At 70.6% G+C, this 17,135-nt stretch carries 13 protein-coding genes and 1 riboswitch; of the genes, 1 reads left to right on the forward strand and 12 read right to left on the reverse strand.

The genetic code is table 11. The features are described from left to right. Positions 1–307 precede the first annotated feature (307 nt). The 5 genes from HS048_RS03180 to HS048_RS03200 all read right to left on the reverse strand — a co-directional run bounded on the left by HS048_RS03180 (position 308) and on the right by HS048_RS03200 (position 6,855). Positions 308–2,818 (reverse strand): ATP-dependent Clp protease ATP-binding subunit, encoded by a 2,511-nt coding sequence (locus tag HS048_RS03180; protein WP_068902533.1) that lies wholly within the window; start codon positions 2,816–2,818, stop codon positions 308–310. Between the two features lie 370 nt (positions 2,819–3,188). After that, positions 3,189–3,521, reverse strand: coding sequence for an Lsr2 family protein (locus tag HS048_RS03185; RefSeq protein ID WP_191898235.1), 333 nt, complete (start codon positions 3,519–3,521; stop codon positions 3,189–3,191). A 526-nt stretch (positions 3,522–4,047) separates the two neighbouring features. Next, complete coding sequence (locus HS048_RS38000; protein WP_255529563.1) at positions 4,048–4,785, reverse strand: RDD family protein; 738 nt, start codon at positions 4,783–4,785, stop codon at positions 4,048–4,050. A gap of 135 nt (positions 4,786–4,920) precedes the next feature. After that, the gene (locus HS048_RS38675; RefSeq protein WP_196466110.1) at positions 4,921–6,183 is read right to left on the reverse strand and encodes an RDD family protein; all 1,263 of its coding nucleotides are present in this window, start codon (positions 6,181–6,183) and stop codon (positions 4,921–4,923) included. Between the two features lie 96 nt (positions 6,184–6,279). Next, positions 6,280–6,855: an amino-acid N-acetyltransferase gene (locus HS048_RS03200; protein ID WP_196467764.1), complete on the reverse strand. Its 576-nt coding sequence runs from the start codon at positions 6,853–6,855 to the stop codon at positions 6,280–6,282. Positions 6,856–7,333: 478 nt separating this feature from the next. After that, positions 7,334–7,487, forward strand: a riboswitch (cyclic di-AMP (ydaO/yuaA leader). Between the two features lie 8 nt (positions 7,488–7,495). Here HS048_RS03200 and HS048_RS03205 point away from each other — a divergent pair. After that, on the forward strand, positions 7,496–8,539 hold the full coding sequence (locus HS048_RS03205; protein ID WP_153054576.1) for an NlpC/P60 family protein: 1,044 nt from the start codon (positions 7,496–7,498) through the stop codon (positions 8,537–8,539). Between the two features lie 106 nt (positions 8,540–8,645). Here the strand turns inward: HS048_RS03205 and HS048_RS03210 are convergent, their stop codons facing one another. From HS048_RS03210 to HS048_RS03240, 7 genes are all read right to left on the reverse strand, one after another. Next, positions 8,646–8,846 carry a LuxR C-terminal-related transcriptional regulator gene (locus tag HS048_RS03210; RefSeq protein ID WP_307729044.1) on the reverse strand — a complete coding sequence of 67 codons (201 nt, stop codon included), beginning with the start codon at positions 8,844–8,846 and terminating at the stop codon, positions 8,646–8,648. Between the two features lie 651 nt (positions 8,847–9,497). After that, positions 9,498–11,003 carry a bifunctional lysylphosphatidylglycerol synthetase/lysine--tRNA ligase LysX gene (lysX, locus tag HS048_RS03215; RefSeq protein WP_196466111.1) on the reverse strand — a complete coding sequence of 502 codons (1,506 nt, stop codon included), beginning with the start codon at positions 11,001–11,003 and terminating at the stop codon, positions 9,498–9,500. Between the two features lie 58 nt (positions 11,004–11,061). Then, on the reverse strand, positions 11,062–11,844 hold the full coding sequence (locus HS048_RS03220) for a type III pantothenate kinase (protein WP_068902518.1): 783 nt from the start codon (positions 11,842–11,844) through the stop codon (positions 11,062–11,064). Further along, a complete protein-coding gene (locus tag HS048_RS03225; protein WP_068902514.1) occupies positions 11,844–14,357 on the reverse strand; it encodes an L-aspartate oxidase in 2,514 nt (837 codons plus the stop codon). The genes HS048_RS03220 and HS048_RS03225 overlap by 1 nt, the downstream gene beginning before the upstream one ends. Positions 14,358–14,774: 417 nt before the next feature. Beyond that, positions 14,775–15,191 carry an aspartate 1-decarboxylase gene (panD, locus tag HS048_RS03230; protein ID WP_068902512.1) on the reverse strand — a complete coding sequence of 139 codons (417 nt, stop codon included), beginning with the start codon at positions 15,189–15,191 and terminating at the stop codon, positions 14,775–14,777. A gap of 76 nt (positions 15,192–15,267) precedes the next feature. Continuing rightward, a complete protein-coding gene (gene panC, locus HS048_RS03235) occupies positions 15,268–16,134 on the reverse strand; it encodes a pantoate--beta-alanine ligase (RefSeq protein WP_196466112.1) in 867 nt (288 codons plus the stop codon). Then, on the reverse strand, positions 16,125–17,015 hold the full coding sequence (locus HS048_RS03240; RefSeq protein ID WP_239320818.1) for a Rossmann-like and DUF2520 domain-containing protein: 891 nt from the start codon (positions 17,013–17,015) through the stop codon (positions 16,125–16,127). Before HS048_RS03240 ends, panC begins: the two co-directional genes overlap by 10 nt. Positions 17,016–17,135: the final 120 nt, after the last annotated feature.

The raw sequence follows: 17,135 nt of genomic DNA on the forward strand, positions 1-17,135 counted from the left end.
CTTGTCTGCCGGGAACTCGACCCGGTCCGTCGAGCATCTCCCACCGGCGCCGATCCGCGCGTCACTCCCGGAGCTGACACGCCCGTACATCGCTGGGCTGATCTCTGGGACCGGTCCCCGCCGGGACGGAATGGTGTCCGGGCAGCCGACGGGACGTGGTCCAGTTCGCTCTACAGAGTGTAGTACTACATTTGGTGGCGAGAAGCACCCTTGGGTAACAAATAGGCGGACCCCGCCGTGAGGTGCTCACGGCGGGGTCCGCCTTTGCCTGTCCGGCCGTTCGCGGCCGGGGTCCGTCAGCGCTGCGTCAGTGCTGGATCGGCTCCACGATGGAGGCGGCCGAGTCGGGGACCCGGTTGCCTCCCGGCGCGTTCTCACCGGCGAAGGTGAACTTGGCCTCCTCGCCCTCGCCCTCGATCGCGATCTTGACGATCTGACCGGGGCGGAGCTCGCCGTAGAGGATCTTCTCCGACAGCGTGTCCTCCAGCTCGCGCTGGATCGTCCGGCGGAGCGGGCGGGCGCCCATCACCGGGTCGTAACCGCGGTCGGCCAGCAGCTGCTTGGCCTCCTGCGAGACCTCCAGGCCCATGTCGCGGTCCTTCAGGCGCTCGGCCACCTGGGCGAGCATCAGGTCCACGATCTGGATGATCTCCTTCGGGGTCAGCTGGTGGAAGACCACGATGTCGTCGACGCGGTTGAGGAACTCGGGCCGGAAGTGCTGCTTGAGCTCCTCCTGGACCTTCGCCTTCATCCGGTCGTAGTTGGACTCGGTGTCGTTGGACTTCGCGAAGCCCACCCCGATGCCCTTGGAGATGTCCCGGGTGCCGAGGTTGGTCGTCATGATGATGACGGTGTTCTTGAAGTCCACCACCCGGCCCTGGGCGTCGGTCAGGCGACCGTCCTCCAGGATCTGCAGCAGCGAGTTGAAGATGTCCGGGTGGGCCTTCTCGATCTCGTCGAAGAGGACCACGGAGAACGGCTTGCGCCGCACCTTCTCGGTGAGCTGGCCGCCCTCCTCGTATCCGACGTAGCCGGGCGGGGAGCCGAACAGCCTGGAGACGGTGTGCTTCTCCATGAACTCGGACATGTCGAGCATGATCAGCGCTTCCTCGTCCCCGAACAGGAACTCGGCGAGCGTCTTGGACAGCTCGGTCTTACCGACACCGGACGGGCCGGCGAAGATGAACGAGCCACCCGGGCGGCGCGGGTCCTTCAGACCGGCGCGCGTCCGGCGGATCGAGCGGGACAGACCCTTGATCGCGTCGTCCTGGCCGATGATCCGCTTGTGCAGCTCGTCCTCCATGCGGAGCAGCCGCTGGGACTCCTCCTCGGTGAGCTTGAAGACCGGGATGCCGGTGGCGGTGGCGAGGACCTCGGCGATGAGCTCCTCGGTGACCTCGGCCACGACGTCCATGTCGCCGGCCTTCCACTCCTTCTCCCGGCGCTCGCGCTTGAGCTGGAGCTGCTTCTCCTGGTCGCGCAGGGCCGCGGCCTTCTCGAAGTCCTGCGCGTCGATCGCGGACTCCTTCTCGCGCCGCACGTTGGCGATCTTCTCGTCGTACTCGCGGAGGTCCGGCGGCGCGGTCATGCGGCGGATGCGCATGCGCGAGCCGGCCTCGTCGATGAGGTCGATCGCCTTGTCCGGCAGGAACCGGTCGCTGATGTAGCGGTCGGCCAGCTGCGCGGCGGCCACCAGGGCGCCGTCGGTGATGGAGACCCGGTGGTGCGCCTCGTAGCGGTCGCGCAGGCCCTTGAGGATCTCGATCGTGTGGCTGAGGCTGGGCTCGGCCACCTGGATCGGCTGGAAGCGACGCTCCAGCGCCGCGTCCTTCTCCAGGTGCTTGCGGTACTCGTCGAGCGTGGTGGCGCCGATGGTCTGCAGCTCGCCGCGGGCCAGCATCGGCTTGAGGATGCTGGCGGCGTCGATCGCGCCCTCCGCGGCGCCCGCGCCGACGAGCGTGTGCAGCTCGTCGATGAACAGGATGATGTCGCCGCGGGTGCGGATCTCCTTGAGGACCTTCTTCAGGCGCTCCTCGAAGTCACCGCGGTAGCGCGAACCGGCCACCAGCGCGCCGAGGTCCAGGGTGTAGAGCTGCTTGTCCTTGAGCGTCTCGGGCACCTCGCCCTTGACGATCTTCTGGGACAGGCCCTCGACGACGGCGGTCTTGCCCACGCCGGGCTCGCCCACCAGGACCGGGTTGTTCTTGGTCCTCCGGGAGAGGACCTGCATGACCCGCTCGATCTCCTTGTCGCGGCCGATCACCGGGTCGAGCTTGCCCTCGCGGGCGGCCTGGGTCAGGTTGCGGCCGAACTGGTCGAGCACGAGGGAGGTCGACGGCGCGGCCTCCTGCGGCCCGCCCGAGGCGGCCGGCTCCTTGCCCTGGTAGCCGTGGAGCAACTGGATGACCTGCTGACGCACCCGGTTGAGATCGGCGCCCAGCTTCACCAGCACCTGGGCGGCGACGCCCTCGCCCTCACGGATGAGGCCGAGCAGGATGTGCTCGGTGCCGATGTAGTTGTGACCCAGCTGCAAGGCCTCGCGGAGCGACAGCTCAAGGACCTTCTTGGCGCGCGGGGTGAACGGAATGTGCCCCGACGGCGCGGACTGCCCCTGGCCGATGATCTCCTCGACCTGCTGACGCACACCCTCAAGACTGATGCCGAGGCTCTCCAGAGCCTTGGCGGCAACGCCTTCACCTTCATGGATCAGACCAAGAAGAATGTGCTCCGTACCGATGTAGTTGTGGTTGAGCATCCGGGCCTCTTCTTGGGCCAGGACGACAACCCGCCGTGCGCGGTCGGTGAACCTCTCGAACATCTCGTCGCTCCTCACAGAGCGGTCAGGCAGGTCCGGGATATCCGGGCCCTGTCCTCCCGCATGGTAGCCCCGACCCGGCAACCGCTCTACGTAGAAGACGTTCCCCGAGAGCAGGGCGTTCACGCTCTATCCAACTACCTATCGGGGGTGCGATGTTCCCGATACGCCGCAAGCGAACGACGTTTATCGACCACTGAGACCGCATTCGCGACCCGGGTGCGCCGGAGAGGCCGTCCGGACCGCGGGTCCGGGCGGAAGCGCGGAGCGGGCCCCGGAACGCATCATGCGGTCATGGCCGCCACCGGACCCCACCGTGACCGCCATAACCGCATGATTCACCGGTCGGCGAACCGCTCTCGCCGACCACCGGTCAGTGCGTCGCCTCGTACTCTTCGACGATCTTGGAGGCGATCCGGCCGCGCTCGCTGACGTTGCGGCCCTGGGCCTTGGCCCATGCCCGGATCTCCGCGCTCTTCTCCCGGGTCAGCGCCCTCGTCCCACCGGCACGGCGGCGACGGGAGGGCAGGGCCCCGGCGCGACGGGCGCTCGCCACGAAAGGCGAGAGGGAGTCGCGGAGCTTCTTCGCGTTTACGTCACTCAGGTCAATCTCATAGCTGGTGCCGTCAATCGCGAAGGAGACAGTCTCATTGGCCTCGCCCCCATCGAGGTCGTCGATGAGAATCTCCTGGATCTGCTTGGCCATCTACGCAATCCTTTCGCGGAGTATTGTTTCATTCGCTAGCCAAACATATACCCACGGTGAGAGCGCAGCAATTCCGGAGCCCGGTGATTCTCCCGCGAGAGCCGGGAAGAGGCGATCAGCCCTTCTGCGACTCGCCCTGATCGGCCCGTTTCGCGGGGCGACGACCGGCTGCCTCACTGCGAAGAAGCTTGAAAACTCCATACACGAAGACCCCGCCGACGACCGCGGGGGGTATCAACGCGGACATTACCTCGTACATTGGTCCTCACTCCGCAGCGGGGCGACATTCCGGGTCATGGGACTTTCCGTGGCGACATCGCGGTCCGGGGGCACGACCGGGCGGTCGGATCAGCTCACACATGACCATAGCGGCTTCCAGGAGCGATGTGCGTCCCAGGACGCCCATGACGCTCATCCACCACCTTAATGCTTCTCTCCAGGCGTCTTACCGGTTGCACTCCGTAAAGCGCCGGGGAAAAGAGTGACAGAGTGATCACAGATCGATCGCTTTCGGTGGCGGGCCGCATCACCGCAGGTCCTTGACCACCACGGTCCCGGCCAGCCTGTCGTGCGGTCCCCGCTGAAGGGGTTTGTCCATGAGGATGAACAGCGCCCCCGCGAAGCCGAGGACCGCGGCCAGGAGGCTCACCGCGGGAATGCCCGCGGTCAGGAGAACGCCCGGGTAGAGGGCCGCCCTCCTCGCCAGACCGGCCCGGTCCGGGCCCGCGCCGCCGTACGGGGCCAGCCTGATCCCCATGAGTTTCTTGCCGATCGTACGGCCGTCCCGGACGTGCAGGACATAGTCGTAGAACGTATAACCGCCAAAGGCGATCAGACCGGCGAACAACCCCGGCAGTGCCCGGGGATCGGCGGTACGGCCTTCACCCGCCGGCGCGAGGAGGGAGTAGAACGACAGCGAGAGAATCCAGTAGAGCGCCACGAAGCCGGCGGCGTCGATGATGCGCGCCGCCAATCGTTCCCACCATTCGGCGGGCGGCGGAGCGTCCGGGAGCGCCGGACACGGCGACGGAAGCGGCGGATCCGTCCGGCGGAAGGCTCCCTTACCGGATGGCGTTCCCGCGCCTCCCGAAGGAGCGGGAGTCCTCGCTCGGCCTCCGCCCGCCCCTCCGGTCCTCGCGGTCCGGGAAAGGGAGAAGCCCGTCCCATCCGGGAGTCGCGGAACCGGCGCGGCCGTATAGGAGCCCGCGGACGGGGAAGAAGCCGGCCCGAGGTGATTGTCTCCGGGACGCGGAGAGGCGGCCATGGCGTTCCTTCCGCCGGCGCGAATGGTTTTGCAGTCCCCCGCAGTCTGCCCCGGGAAGACCTTCCGACACCGTTTTCCCGCCCGGGCATGAAAGCGGGGCCGGCGGTTCCCCCGCCGGCCCCGTCGATCACGGAACTACTTGATCTTCACGACCGCCGTCGAGGCCGCCTTGTCATGCAGACACTGCTGGAAGGGCTTGTCCCAGAGCTGCCAGAGCACGTTCACCAGGGTGAAGATGTTGAAGAACCACCCGATGACCGGGATTCCGCTCAGGGCCGTCGGACCGGCGTACACGCCCGCCCGCCTCAGGGCGGAGTCGCCGGGCACACCGCCGGCGGTCGAGGCACTCCCGATCGCGACCACCTTGATGCCCATGACCATCTTGCCGACGGTCTGGCCGTTCTGCTTGAGCATCAGGAACTCGTAGGCGAAGATGATCACGCCGGTGAGCACGTAGGTGAGCAGGCTGGCGAGGACGTAGCCGCCGCCCAGTTCCAGCGCACCGGTCTCGGTGTTGAACGACGGGGCGGTCACCAGCATGGCGGTCAGCACCGCGCTCAGGATCCCGACCGGGATGCCGATGACGAGCACACCGTCGATGAGGCGGGCCACCAGGCGCTGCCACCACTCCGCGAGCGGAGCGGGGACGCCGGGGGGCGTCACGCCCTGCGGGGCGTAGCCCTGGCCGTAGCCCTGCTGGCCGTACCCCTGGGGCTGGCCGTAACCGGGCTGGGCCGCCTGCTGGCCGTAGCCCTGCTGCCCGTAGCCGGGCTGCTGGCCGTAACCCTGCTGGCCGTAGCCCGGCTGGGCCGCCTGCTGGCCGTAACCGGGCTGGGCGGCCTGCTGGCCGTAGCCCTGCTGGCCGTAGCCCTGCTCGTGGGAGGCCGCCTGGCCGTAGCCGGGCTGGGCCGCCTGCTGGCCGTAGCCCTGCTGCTGGCCGTACGAACCCGTGCCCTGCTGCCCGTAGCCGGGCTGCTGGCCGTAGCCGGGCTGGGCGGCCTGCTGGCCGTAGCCCTGCTGGCCGTAGCCCTGCTCGTGGGAGGCCGCCTGGCCGTAGCCGGGCTGGGCCGCCTGCTGGCCGTACCCCTGCTGCTGGCCGTAGCCCTGCTCGTGGGAGGCCGCCTGGCCGTAGCCGGGCTGAGCGGCCTGCTGGCCGTACCCCTGCTGCTGGCCGTACGAACCCGTGCCCTGCTGCCCGTAGCCGGGCTGCTGGCCGTAGGCGGGCGGGGTCTGCGGGCCCGTGCCCTCGCCCCGGTATCCCACGATCGTCACGTCGGGGTCGTGCCCGCCCTGGGCGTGCTGACCGTACGCGTTCTGCTGTCCGTATTCCGGCTGCCCCGACGGTGTGCGATCGCGGTCGGGATCATCCTGCGGATACGGCGGCTGTCCGGTGCTCACCGCGTCACCTCACTTCGACTGGGCATGTGTCTTATGTCAGACATGCATGCTTGCTGCTGCACAAGGTATCGACATAGGTAAGAACAGTCACCTTTCCTAGGAGTCAGCCCCGGCGTCATTCCCGCCGAGGTGCAGCAGCATCCTGGTGTTCCCCAAGGTGTTCGGCTTGACGTGTTCGAGATCGAGAAACTCCGCGACGCCCTCGTCGTAGGAGGCGAGAAGCTCCGCGTAGACCTCCGGGGAGACCGGCGTCCCCTGGATCTCGCGGAATCCGTGCCGGGCGAAGAAATCGACCTCGAACGTCAGGCAGAAGACCCGGCGCAGGCCGAGTTCGCGGGCGGCGCGGATGAGCTGGGAGACGATCAGGTGCCCGATGCCCATCTTCCGGCAGGAGGGGTCGACGGCGACCGTGCGGATCTCGGCCAGGTCCTCCCAGAGCACGTGGAGCGCGCCGCAGCCGACGACCCGGCCGGCCCGCTCGGCCACCCAGAACTCCTGCACGTCCTCGTACAGCGTGACGGTGGCCTTCTCCAGCAGGCGCGGGCCCGCCCCGGCGTAGGTGTCGACGAGCCGCCTGATGGACCGCACGTCCGGGGTCCGCGCCCGGCGCACGGTGATCGTCTCCGCCTCGAGTACGGCCCGCGGGGGGAAGTGCTCCGCAACCTGCTCCATCATTCTCCTAGCGGGGGAACCACCGGATCCACCCGGCGGGAGGAATGCCTCCGTCATGGTTCCCGTGTTCGAAACGGTCAGGGCCTGGCCGTCGCCTACCTCGCTCCGAGGGAGGCGCGAAGCCGCTCCCGCAGGGAGCGGAGGAGTCACAACCGATCAGAGTACGTCCTCTGCCGTCTGCAGTTACGGCTCGTCCTTAACTCACCCCCCAAAAGCATCATGCGTCACCCGTCGTGAGCCGCACCACACCCGCCGCCTTCCTCCGGCCGCCGGTCTTCCCGGATGCGGCAGCGCGGACCTGCGAAGATCTCACCCTGCGGCCGGGAGCCGGGAACGCGCGGCGCAATGACATGTGGATCATGATTCCGCGTGACCTGTCCGTGATTTCCTCGTTTGAGAACCCTTACCAAGTTTGGAGTTCTGGTTGAGCTTGAACTCCCATTGCACTAGTGTCCAGGCTCGATGTCGGCTCACCCCGAGAGCCGGCCCGCCGAATCTCCGAGCCCGGAGAACCGGGGACCCACCTCCCTGAAGTCCCCCGGGGTGAATCCGAGACGCCGTCAGCGCTCTCGGTAGGGCTGCCTCCGGCCCGAACCCGTCAGCTAACCCGGTAGGCGGTGCGAGGAAGAGGAGCCTGTTGGTGAAGCGCACGCGCGAACGCGGGAGAGAGCATGCGGGCAAGCACGCCCGCTATCGAGAACGCACCCCGCACGGATTCCCGCTCCGGATCACCGTCGTCGCAGCCGTCTTCGCGTCCCTGACCCTCGGGACCCCCCTGGTCGCCACCGCCGACCCCCAGCCGAGCCTCCAGCAGCTCGCCAAGCAGGCCGACAAGCTGCACACGGAGATCGCCCAGCTCACCGAGCAGTACAACGGGGAGCGGGTCAAGCTCAAGCAGGCCGAGCGGGCCGCCGCCGCCGCCAAGAAGACCCTCGCCACCAGCGAGTCCCAGCTGGAGTCCCGGCGGCACAAGGCCAGCCTGCTCGCGCAGAGCAGCTACATGACGGGCGGCCTGGGCGGCGGTCTCGCCTTCACCTCCTCCGGCGACCCCGACGCCTTCCTCGACCAGGCGGCCGCCGCCTACGCCCTCCAGCAGCGGCAGAGCGAGGAGGTCGCCCAGGTCAGCCGGGCGATCCAGGCCGCCGAGCGGGCGAAGGCCAGCGCGAAGGCGCGGACCGCCGAGGTCACCGCCCTCCTCGACAAGCTCGGCACCAAGCGCACCAAGATCGAGCGGCTGGTCGCCCGGGTCGAGAGCAACCTGTTCCGGGAGGTGCGCGAGCGCGCCGGCGGCGGGGGCCGGGCCGTGAAGGTCGACATGCCGATCGTGGGCGGCGGGAAGGCCGCCGAGGCCGCCCGCTGGGCGCTCAGCCAGCAGCTCAAGCCCTACGTGTGGGGCGCCGAGGGTCCCAACAGCTATGACTGCTCGGGCCTGGTCATGTGGGCCTACCAGAAGGTCGGGATCAGCCTGCCGCACTACACCGGCAACCAGTGGACCGCGGGCACGCAGATCCCCAAGGAGCAGATGCGCCCCGGAGACCTGATCTTCTTCCACCGGGACCTGCACCACGTCGGGATCTACATCGGCGGGGGCCTGATGGTCCACGCGCCGCGGACCGGCGACGTCGTCCGCATCGCCCCGATCGCGGGCCGTCCGTTCGCCGGCGCCGTACGGATCGCGGACTGAGACGCGCCGTACGGCCCGCGGACTGAGGCGGAGTCCGGCCGGACGCGGTTCCGGACCGCCCGGCCGGGCACGGATCCGGACCGGTGCGCTCCGGGCCGGACGCGGGTCAGATCAGGCGGCGGCGGGCGGCCCATGCCACGGCCTCGATGGCCGTGGCCACGCCGATGCGGTCGCAGATGCCGCGCAGCCTCCGCCGGACGGTGCGCCCGCTGATGTCGAGACGCCGTCCCACGCGGTCCACCGTGACCCCCTTGGCGAGCTCCGCCAGGAGGACGAGATCCTCGTCGCTCAGATCCACCTCGCTCACGGCCAGAAGGCCGCGACGGGCATCCACTACGACTTCTGGATATGCCATCTAGAGGTCCTCCCCCGCACCGGCATCCAGCCGTGAGTGTGATCGGAACCAATGCCGCCCGTCAGGAACGGTAAACGTCTTCTTCAAAGGTCGTCAAGTTCTGCTCTCCATAGATCCGGGGACCTACATTGACTTAGTGGCTATTACGTGAAGTACTGACGATATGTCGGGGTTTTGCGAATAAGCCGAGGCCGGCCGGCGGCCGGGCGCGAACGGCTCGGCGACCGTCCGGCGAACGACCTGCGAGCATGGACGAAGGGCCTGCAGGCACGGACGAACGGCCCCGGAGCGGGACGCCCCCACCGGGACCGTCCCGCCGCCGCGCCCGCGGGGCCGCCCGTCCCGCGCTGCGCAGGAGGCGTGAGACTTTTGTCACGCCGGTCACTGGAGCACCACGGCCGAAACAGAAGGAGCCTCCGTCCGGCTGCCGGACGCGAGGCTCATTTCTCTGCATTCGTTAATAACCGCCGGGATGATTGATCTTCCGACGATATAGGGCACGGCCGAAACGGAGTTTCTGATCCGTGCGTTGAAAGGCGCGCCCGGGCACGCGGGACGCACCGCGTCACGGCCGGGGGCGCCGCCCCCGGCCGTGACCGCCCGTCAGGCGCCGCCGGTCGGCTTGACCAGCGGGAACAGGATGGTCTCGCGGATGTTCTTGCCGGTGAAGGCCATGACGAGGCGGTCGACGCCCAGCCCCATCCCGCCCGTCGGCGGCATCGCGTATTCCAGGGCGGCGAGGAAGTCCTCGTCAAGCTGCATGGCCTCCGGGTCACCGCCCGCGGCGAGCAGGGACTGCTCGGTGAGGCGGCGGCGCTGCTCGACCGGGTCCACCAGCTCGGAGAAGGCGGTGCCCAGCTCGGTGCCGAAGCCGATCAGGTCCCACTTCTCGGTGAGCAGCGGGTTGTCGCGGTGCTGGCGGGCCAGCGGGGAGGTCTCCAGCGGGTAGTCCATGACGAACGTGGGCTGGATCAGCGTGTGCTCGACCAGCGCCTCGAAGATCTCCTGGACGAGCTTGCCCTGGCCCCACTTGGGGTCCCAGTGGATCTCCCGCGCGTCGGCCAGCTTGCGGACCTGCTCCAGGGAGGTCTCGGTGGTGACCTCCTCGCCGAGCGCCTCCGAGACGGAGCCGTACAGCGTGATCCGCGGCCACTCGGCCAGCCCGAGGTCGACCTCCACCCCGTCGTGCTCCACCACGGAGCGGCCCAGCGCGGCCGCGGCCGCGCTCTGGATCATCCGCTGGGTCAGGTCGGCCATGTCGTGGTAGTCGAGGTACGTCCCGTACGCCTCGAGCATGGTGAACTCGGGGTTGTGGGTGGAGTCCGCGCCCTCGTTGCGGAAGTTGCGGTTGATCTCGAAGACCTTCTCGATGCCGCCGACCACGAGCCGCTTGAGGTAGAGCTCGATCGCGATGCGGAGGTAGAGCTCCATGTCGTAGGCGTTGATGTGGGTCTTGAACGGCCGGGCCGCCGCACCGCCGTGGATCGGCTGGAGCATCGGCGTCTCGACCTCGAGATAGCCCTCGCCGTGCCAGAAGTCGCGGATCGCGCGGACGACGGCGCTGCGGGTGTAGGCCATCTTGCGGGCCTCGTCGTTGACGATGAGGTCCACGTAGCGCTGCCGTACCCGCGCCTCGGGGTCGGTGAGCCCGGCGTGCTTCTCCGGCAGCGGGCGCAGGCACTTGGAGGTGATCGCCCACCGGTCGGCCAGGATGGACAGCTCGCCGCGGCGCGAGGTGATGACCTCGCCCTCGATGCCGATGTGGTCGCCCAGGTCGACGTCGCGCTTCCAGGCGGCGAGGGACTCCTCGCCCACCCGGTCCAGCGAGATCATGACCTGCAGGTCGCCGGAGCCGTCCCGGATGGTGGCGAAGCAGAGCTTGCCGCCGGTCCGCGACAGCATGACGCGGCCCGTGACGCCCACCCTGTCGCCGGTCGCGGTGTCAGCGGCGAGACCGGCGTATTTGTCGCGGATCTCGGCGTTGGTCGCGGTGCGCGGGAAGTTCACCGGGTAGGGGTCGACGCCCTCGGAACGGAGGCGGTCGAGCTTCTCCCGGCGCACGCGCATCTGCTCGGGCAGATCCTCGGCTGCAGTCACATGGTCGGTCACGCGGTCAAGGTTACCGATGTCCGCACGTATCTCCGATCCGCGCCCGGACCGCACGCGGCTACATGGTGTTGCGGTGGTAGATGAGCCGGAGTCCGATCAGCGTCAGCCACGGCTCGTGCACGTCGATCGAGGCGGACTCGCTGACCACGAGCGGCGCCGCGCTGCCGGTCGCGACCACCGTGACGTCGTCCGGGTCCTCGGCCAGCTCGGCCGCCATCCGCTCCACGATCCCGTCCACCTGGCCGGCGAAGCCGTAGATGATGCCGGACTGGAGCGCCTCGACCGTGTTCTTCGCGATCACCGACCGGGGCCGGATCAGCTCCACCTTGTGCAGCTGCGCCCCGGCCGCCGCCAGCGCGTCCACCGAGATCTCGATGCCGGGCGCGGTGACCGCCCCGACGTACTCCCCCTTGGCGGAGACGGCGTCGAAGGAGGTCGCGGTCCCGAAGTCGACGATGATGCACGGCCCGCCGTACAGCTGGATGGCCGCCAGCGCGTTGACGATGCGGTCACTGCCGACCTCCTTCGGGTTGTCCATCCGGACCGGCACCCCGGTGCGCACGCCGGGCTCCACGATCACCGCGGTCACGTCGCCGTAGTAGCGGCGGCACATCTCGCGCATCTCGTTGAGCACCGACGGCACCGTGGAGCAGAGCGCGATGCCGTCGACGTCGGCCCCCTTGAGCAGCGGCGACTGCGCCAGCAGCCCCTGCAGCACGACCGCGACCTCGTCGGCCGTGCGCCGGGCGTCGGTGGCGATCCGCCAGTGCTCGATGACCTCCTCGCCCTCGAACAGGCCGAGAACGGTGTGAGTGTTGCCTACGTCGATGGCGAGCAGCATCAGTTCCCCCGAAGGTCCAAGGCGATGTCCAGGGCCGGCGCCGAGTGCGTGAGCGCGCCCACCGCAAGGTAGTCAACACCGGTTTCGGCCACGTCACGGGCCGATTCCAAGGTCAACCCCCCGCTGGACTCCAGCCGCGCCCGCCCGCCGACCAGGCGCACGGCCTCGCGGAGCCGCGGAACGGTGAAGTTGTCCAGCAGGATCTCCTCCGCTCCCTCCGCCAGCACCGGCTCGATCTGGTCGATCCGGTCGACCTCGACCTCGATCGGCAGGCCGGGGTGGGCGTCGCGGACCGCACGGAACGCCTCGGCCACCCCGCCCGCGGCCACCACGTGATTGTCCTTGATCAGTGCCGCGTCCGACAACGACATGCGGTGGTTGACCCCGCCGCCCGCCCGGACGGCGTACTTCTCCAGCGCGCGCAGGCCCGGCAGGGTCTTGCGGCTGTCGCGGATCCGGGCCCCGGTCCCCTCGACCGCCCGGACCCACCGGGCGGTGAGCGAGGCGACACCGGACAGGTGGGTGAGCAGGTTCAACGCGGTCCGCTCGGCCGTCAGCAGGTCCCGGGTGGTGCCGGTGACGGTCATCAGCACGTCCCCCCGCTCCACCCGCTCGCCGTCCTTGACGTGCCGCTCGGTACGGCCCGCGCCGAGCCGGGCGAACACCGCCTCCGCGACCGCGAGTCCCGCGACCACCCCGTCGGCCCTGGCCACCACGTCGGCGGTGGCGGTCTGCCCGGCGGGGATCGTGGCGATGCTCGTCACGTCGCCGGCCTCCTGGAGGTCCTCCCGGAGCGCGGCCTCGATCACGGCGCCCACCTCGGCCGGGTCCAGCCCCGCCGCGGTCAGCTCCTCGGCCAGGTGCGCGGGCACCGCGCCCCCGTGCGGACGATGGTTCATGATCATTCCCTCCCCTGTCAGGGTCACGTCGATGTGGCTCAGCCACCGGTGGTCGTCGCGGTCGGGGAAGTCCTCCCGCCAGTGTGACCCACGGGTCTCCTCGCGGGCTCGGGCGGCCTCCACCAGGGCGGAGGCGACGGTGAGCAGGTTGGTGGCCTCCCACGACTCGGTGCAGGGCTCGACCGCCACCGGCGTCCAGCGGGAGTTCACCAGGGCGCGGCTCACCTCGCCCAGGCTCCTCTCGCTGCGCAGCACGCTCGCGCCCCGGCTCATGTGCGCCTGGATCCGCGGCCGGGCCCGCGGGTCGACCAGCCCCGCGGTCCTGTCGTCGGTCACCGGCTCGCCGGGCGCCGGCCGTACGGCGTGCACGTCGGCGGCGATCCGCTCGGCGAAGACCAGGCCCTCCAGCAGGGAGTTGGACGCCAGCCGGTTGGCGCCGTGCACGCCGGTGCAGGCCACCTCTCCGCAGGCGTACAGGCCCGGCACGCTGGTACGGCCGTGCAGGTCGGTGCGGACGCCGCCGCTGGCGTAGTGGGCGGCCGGGGCGACCGGGATCGGTTGCGTGACCGGGTCGATCCCGTGCTCCAGGCAGACCGCGTGGATCGTCGGGAAGCGGGTGCGCCACTTCTCCTCGCCGAAGTGGCGTCCGTCGAGGTACATGTGCTCGGCGCCGGTCTCCCGCATCCGCCGCATGATCGCCTTGGCCACCACGTCCCGGGGCGCCAGGTCGGCGAGCTCGTGCACGTCCTTCATGAACCGCACGCCGTCGGCGTCGACCAGCACCGCGCCCTCGCCGCGGACCGCCTCGGAGATCAGCGGCTGCTGGCCGGTGGAGTCCTCGCCCAGCCAGAGCACGGTCGGGTGGAACTGGACGAACTCCAGGTCGCGCACGACGGCCCCGGCCCGCAGCGCGAGCGCGACGCCGTCCCCGGTGGAGACCGCCGGGTTGGTCGTGGCGGCGTAGACCTGGCCCATCCCGCCGGTGGCGAGCACCACGGCGCGGGACCGCACGGCGCCCACGCCGTCGCGCGAGCCCTCGCCCATCACGTGCAGGGTCACCCCGGCCGCGCGGCCGTGCGCGTCTTTCAGCAGGTCCAGGACGAGCGCGTGCTCGATCACCTCGATCTCCGACGCCCGGACCGCGGCGACGAGCGCGCGCTGCACCTCGGCCCCGGTGGCGTCGCCGCCCGCGTGCACGATGCGGTTGCGCCGGTGGCCGCCCTCGCGGGTGAGCTGGAGCCCGCCCTCGGCGTCGGTGTCGAACCGGGCGCCCGCGGCGATCAGCCCGCGCAGTGCGTCCGGCCCCTCGGTCACCAGGACCCGGACCGCCTCGGTGTCGCAGAGGCCGACCCCCGCGACGAGCGTGTCGTGCAGGTGCTCCTCGGCGGTGTCGGCGGGGTCGAGCACGGCGGCGATGCCGCCCTGCGCCCAGCGGGTGGAGCCCGCCGAGAGCACGTCCTTGGTGACGACCAGGACCTTCGCCCCGGGGTCGAGGGCCGCCAGGCGGAGTGCCAGGGTCAGGCCCGCGATCCCGGAGCCGACCACGACCACGTCCGCCTCGACCGTCCATCCCGGCTCGGGCGCGGTCAGTTTCCGGGGGATCGGGATGCTCATGGTCGCCTCCTGTCTGTTGCGACGCCGTGCGTCGCGGCCCGGAGGCCGTGACCGGAGCCTCCGAGCGGGCCCGTGGAGGTCTGGGGGTCCACGGATTTCGTCACCATGACGATAACGCCCCGCGGAGGCCGGGGCTTCCCCGGGTCGGCAGGAGATCTCCTCCCCGGGTCGGCGGGGTCCGGGGGAGGCCGGGGAAGGGCTCGGAACCGACCGGACGGCAGGCCGGAGGCCGGGTCCCCCGGAGCACGGCGGAGCCGGGAACCGAGCCCGCCGAGAGCCCGACCGGAGACCGGCTCGGCCGGAAGGCCAGCCGAAAGACCGGGTCCCCCCGGAGCACGGCGGAGTCGGGAACCGAGCCCGGCCGGAGACCGGGTCCCGGCAGAGCGCGACGAGCCGGGAACCGACCCGGCCGGAAGGTCAGCCGGAGACGAGGTCCCCGCGCAGGCCGGCGGAGCCGGGGACCGGCTCGGCCGGGTCGTCGCCGAGGTCGATGACGCGGTTGCCGCGGTCGACGTGCACGACCCGGGGCCGGAAGGTCCTGGCCTCGGCGTCCTCCATCTGGCCGTACGCGATGATGATCACCAGGTCGCCCTCGTGGACGAGCCGCGCGGCGGCGCCGTTGATGCCGATGACGCCCGAGCCCCTGGGCCCGGCGATGGTGTAGGTGACCAGGCGCGCGCCGTTGTCGATGTCCACGATGTGGACCTGCTCCCCGGGCAGCAGTCCGGCCGCGTCCAGCAGGTCCTCGTCGATGGTGACCGATCCCACGTAGTGCAGGTCGGCCTGGGTGACGGTGGCACGGTGGATCTTGGAGGTGAGCATGGTTCGGAGCATGCGCCGTTCACCTTTCGAAGGTCGCGCCGCCTCACGGGCGTGCACGCCGGACAGGGGATTGCAGAGCGGTACCAGACTACGGTCGGCCCAGCGTCAGAACAACGTTGTCGATCAGCCGGGTAGTCCCCGCCTTCGCGGCGACGGCGAGGACCGCCTCCCCCGCGTGGTCGTCGGGCACCTCGGTGAAGGTCGCCGGGTCCACCAGGACCAGGTAGTCGAGGGCCACTCCCGGCTCGGCGTCCAGCACCGCGCGCGCCGCCCGGCGGACCTCCGCCGGGGTCGGCTGCTCCGCCCCCGCGAACAGCGCCCTGGACAGGGCCAGCGCGGAGCGCCGCTCCTCCGCCGACAGGTAGCGGTTGCGGCTGGACAGCGCCAGGCCGTCCGCCTCCCGGACCGTGGGGGCGCCCACGATCTCGATCGGCAGGTCGAGGTCGAGGACCATCCGGCGGATCAGTGCGAGTTGCTGGGCGTCCTTGCGGCCGAACACCGCCGCGTCCGGCCGGACCAGGTTGAACAGCTTGAGCACCACGGTCAGCATGCCGTCGAAGTGCCCCGGCCGGGAGGCGCCCTCGACGATCGTGCCCATCGTGCCCGCCGTCACGCCGACCTGCCGGTCCGGCAGGTACAGGTCCTCCGCGGCGGGGGCGAAGACGACGTCCACGCCCTCGGCCGCGCACACCTCCAGGTCGGCGTCGAACGTCCGCGGGTAGCGGGAGTAGTCCTCCCCCGGGCCGAACTGCAGCGGGTTGACGAAGATGCTCACCGCGACGCGGTCGGCCCGCTCCCGGGCCAGCCGCACGAGCGAGCGGTGACCCTCGTGCAGGGCCCCCATGGTCGGCACCAGCGCCAGGCCGACCCTGCCGTCGGAGACCTCGCGGCCGACGCGCAGCGTCCGGCGGGCCTCGGCCAGCTCGGTGCGGTCACCCGCCACGATCAGGTCCATATGTTCCCTCCCAGGGCGTCCAGGAGGCGCTCGGCGGCCTCGGGCTTGAGCAGCCCGGCCGCGAGCGCCCGGTCCGCCGTGAGCCTAGCGAGGGCCACGTAGGCGTCCGCGGCCTCGGGGGCGGCGAGGATGAGCGCGTCCACGTGCTTGCGGACCGTGCCCGCGTCGCCCCGCACCACGGGACCGGTCAGCCCGGCCAGGCCGAGCCGGAGCACGTTGTCCAGGGCGGCGCCGAGCAGCGGGCCGAGCATCCGGCCCGGCTCGTCCACGCCGATCTTCCGCAGCAGCTCCGACGACTCCGCGATGAGCGTGACCATGTGGTTGGCCGCGTTCGCCAGGGCCGCGTGGTAGAGCGCCCGGTCCCGCTCCTCGATCCAGACCGGCTCGCCCTCCATCTCGATGACCAGCGCCTCGGCCACCGGGCGGAGCGGCTCGGGCGCGGTGACGCCGAACGTGATGCCGGTCAGCCGGCTCAGGTCGTCGTCCCTGCCGGTGAAGGTCATCACCGGGTGCAGCGCCAGCGGGAGCGCCCCGCGCTCGACCGCCGGGTTCAGCACCGCCAGGCCGTACGCGCCGCTGGTGTGGACCAGCAGCTTGCCGCGCAGGTCGGCGCCCGTCTCTGCCAGGCCCGCGACCAGGCCGGGCAGCACGTCGTCGGGGACCGTGAGCAGGACGAGGTCCGCGCGGGCCACCACGTCCTCCGGACCGCTGGGGGCCAGACCCAGCCGGTCGGCCGCCCTGCGCCTGGAGGCGTCGGAGACGCCGCTGACGGCCACGAGCCGGTGACCCGCCCTCGCCAGGGCGGCGCCGAGCGCCGAGCCGACCCGTCCGGCTCCGAGCACCCCGACTGCCAGCCGCGCCGGGCGATCACCTGTGTCCACGATGTCCCGTCCTTCGCCAACATGGGGCTGCATGCCCAGTCGTCCAGCGTAACGGGCCGAACCCCGACGGTGGTGTCACGGCACCCGCCCGGAGGCGTGGCGCCGGGAGACGCGGTCGCC

It is taken from the genome of Planomonospora sp. ID91781 (assembly GCF_015711595.1).
Lineage (GTDB): Bacteria > Actinomycetota > Actinomycetes > Streptosporangiales > Streptosporangiaceae > Planomonospora > Planomonospora parontospora.

Excerpts from the sequence above, each read along its gene's own strand:
- HS048_RS03185 (WP_191898235.1), bottom strand. The coding sequence starts at position 3,521 with ATGGCCAAGCAGATCCAGGAGATTCTCATCGACGACCTCGATGGGGGC.
- panD (WP_068902512.1), bottom strand. The coding sequence starts at position 15,191 with ATGCTCCGAACCATGCTCACCTCCAAGATCCACCGTGCCACCGTCACC.
- HS048_RS03220 (WP_068902518.1), bottom strand. The coding sequence starts at position 11,844 with ATGCTGCTCGCCATCGACGTAGGCAACACTCACACCGTTCTCGGCCTG.
- HS048_RS38000 (WP_255529563.1), bottom strand. The coding sequence starts at position 4,785 with ATGGCCGCCTCTCCGCGTCCCGGAGACAATCACCTCGGGCCGGCTTCT.
- panC (WP_196466112.1), bottom strand. The coding sequence starts at position 16,134 with ATGGACCTGATCGTGGCGGGTGACCGCACCGAGCTGGCCGAGGCCCGC.
- HS048_RS03225 (WP_068902514.1), bottom strand. The coding sequence starts at position 14,357 with ATGAGCATCCCGATCCCCCGGAAACTGACCGCGCCCGAGCCGGGATGG.
- HS048_RS03200 (WP_196467764.1), bottom strand. The coding sequence starts at position 6,855 with ATGGAGCAGGTTGCGGAGCACTTCCCCCCGCGGGCCGTACTCGAGGCG.
- HS048_RS03180 (WP_068902533.1), bottom strand. The coding sequence starts at position 2,818 with ATGTTCGAGAGGTTCACCGACCGCGCACGGCGGGTTGTCGTCCTGGCC.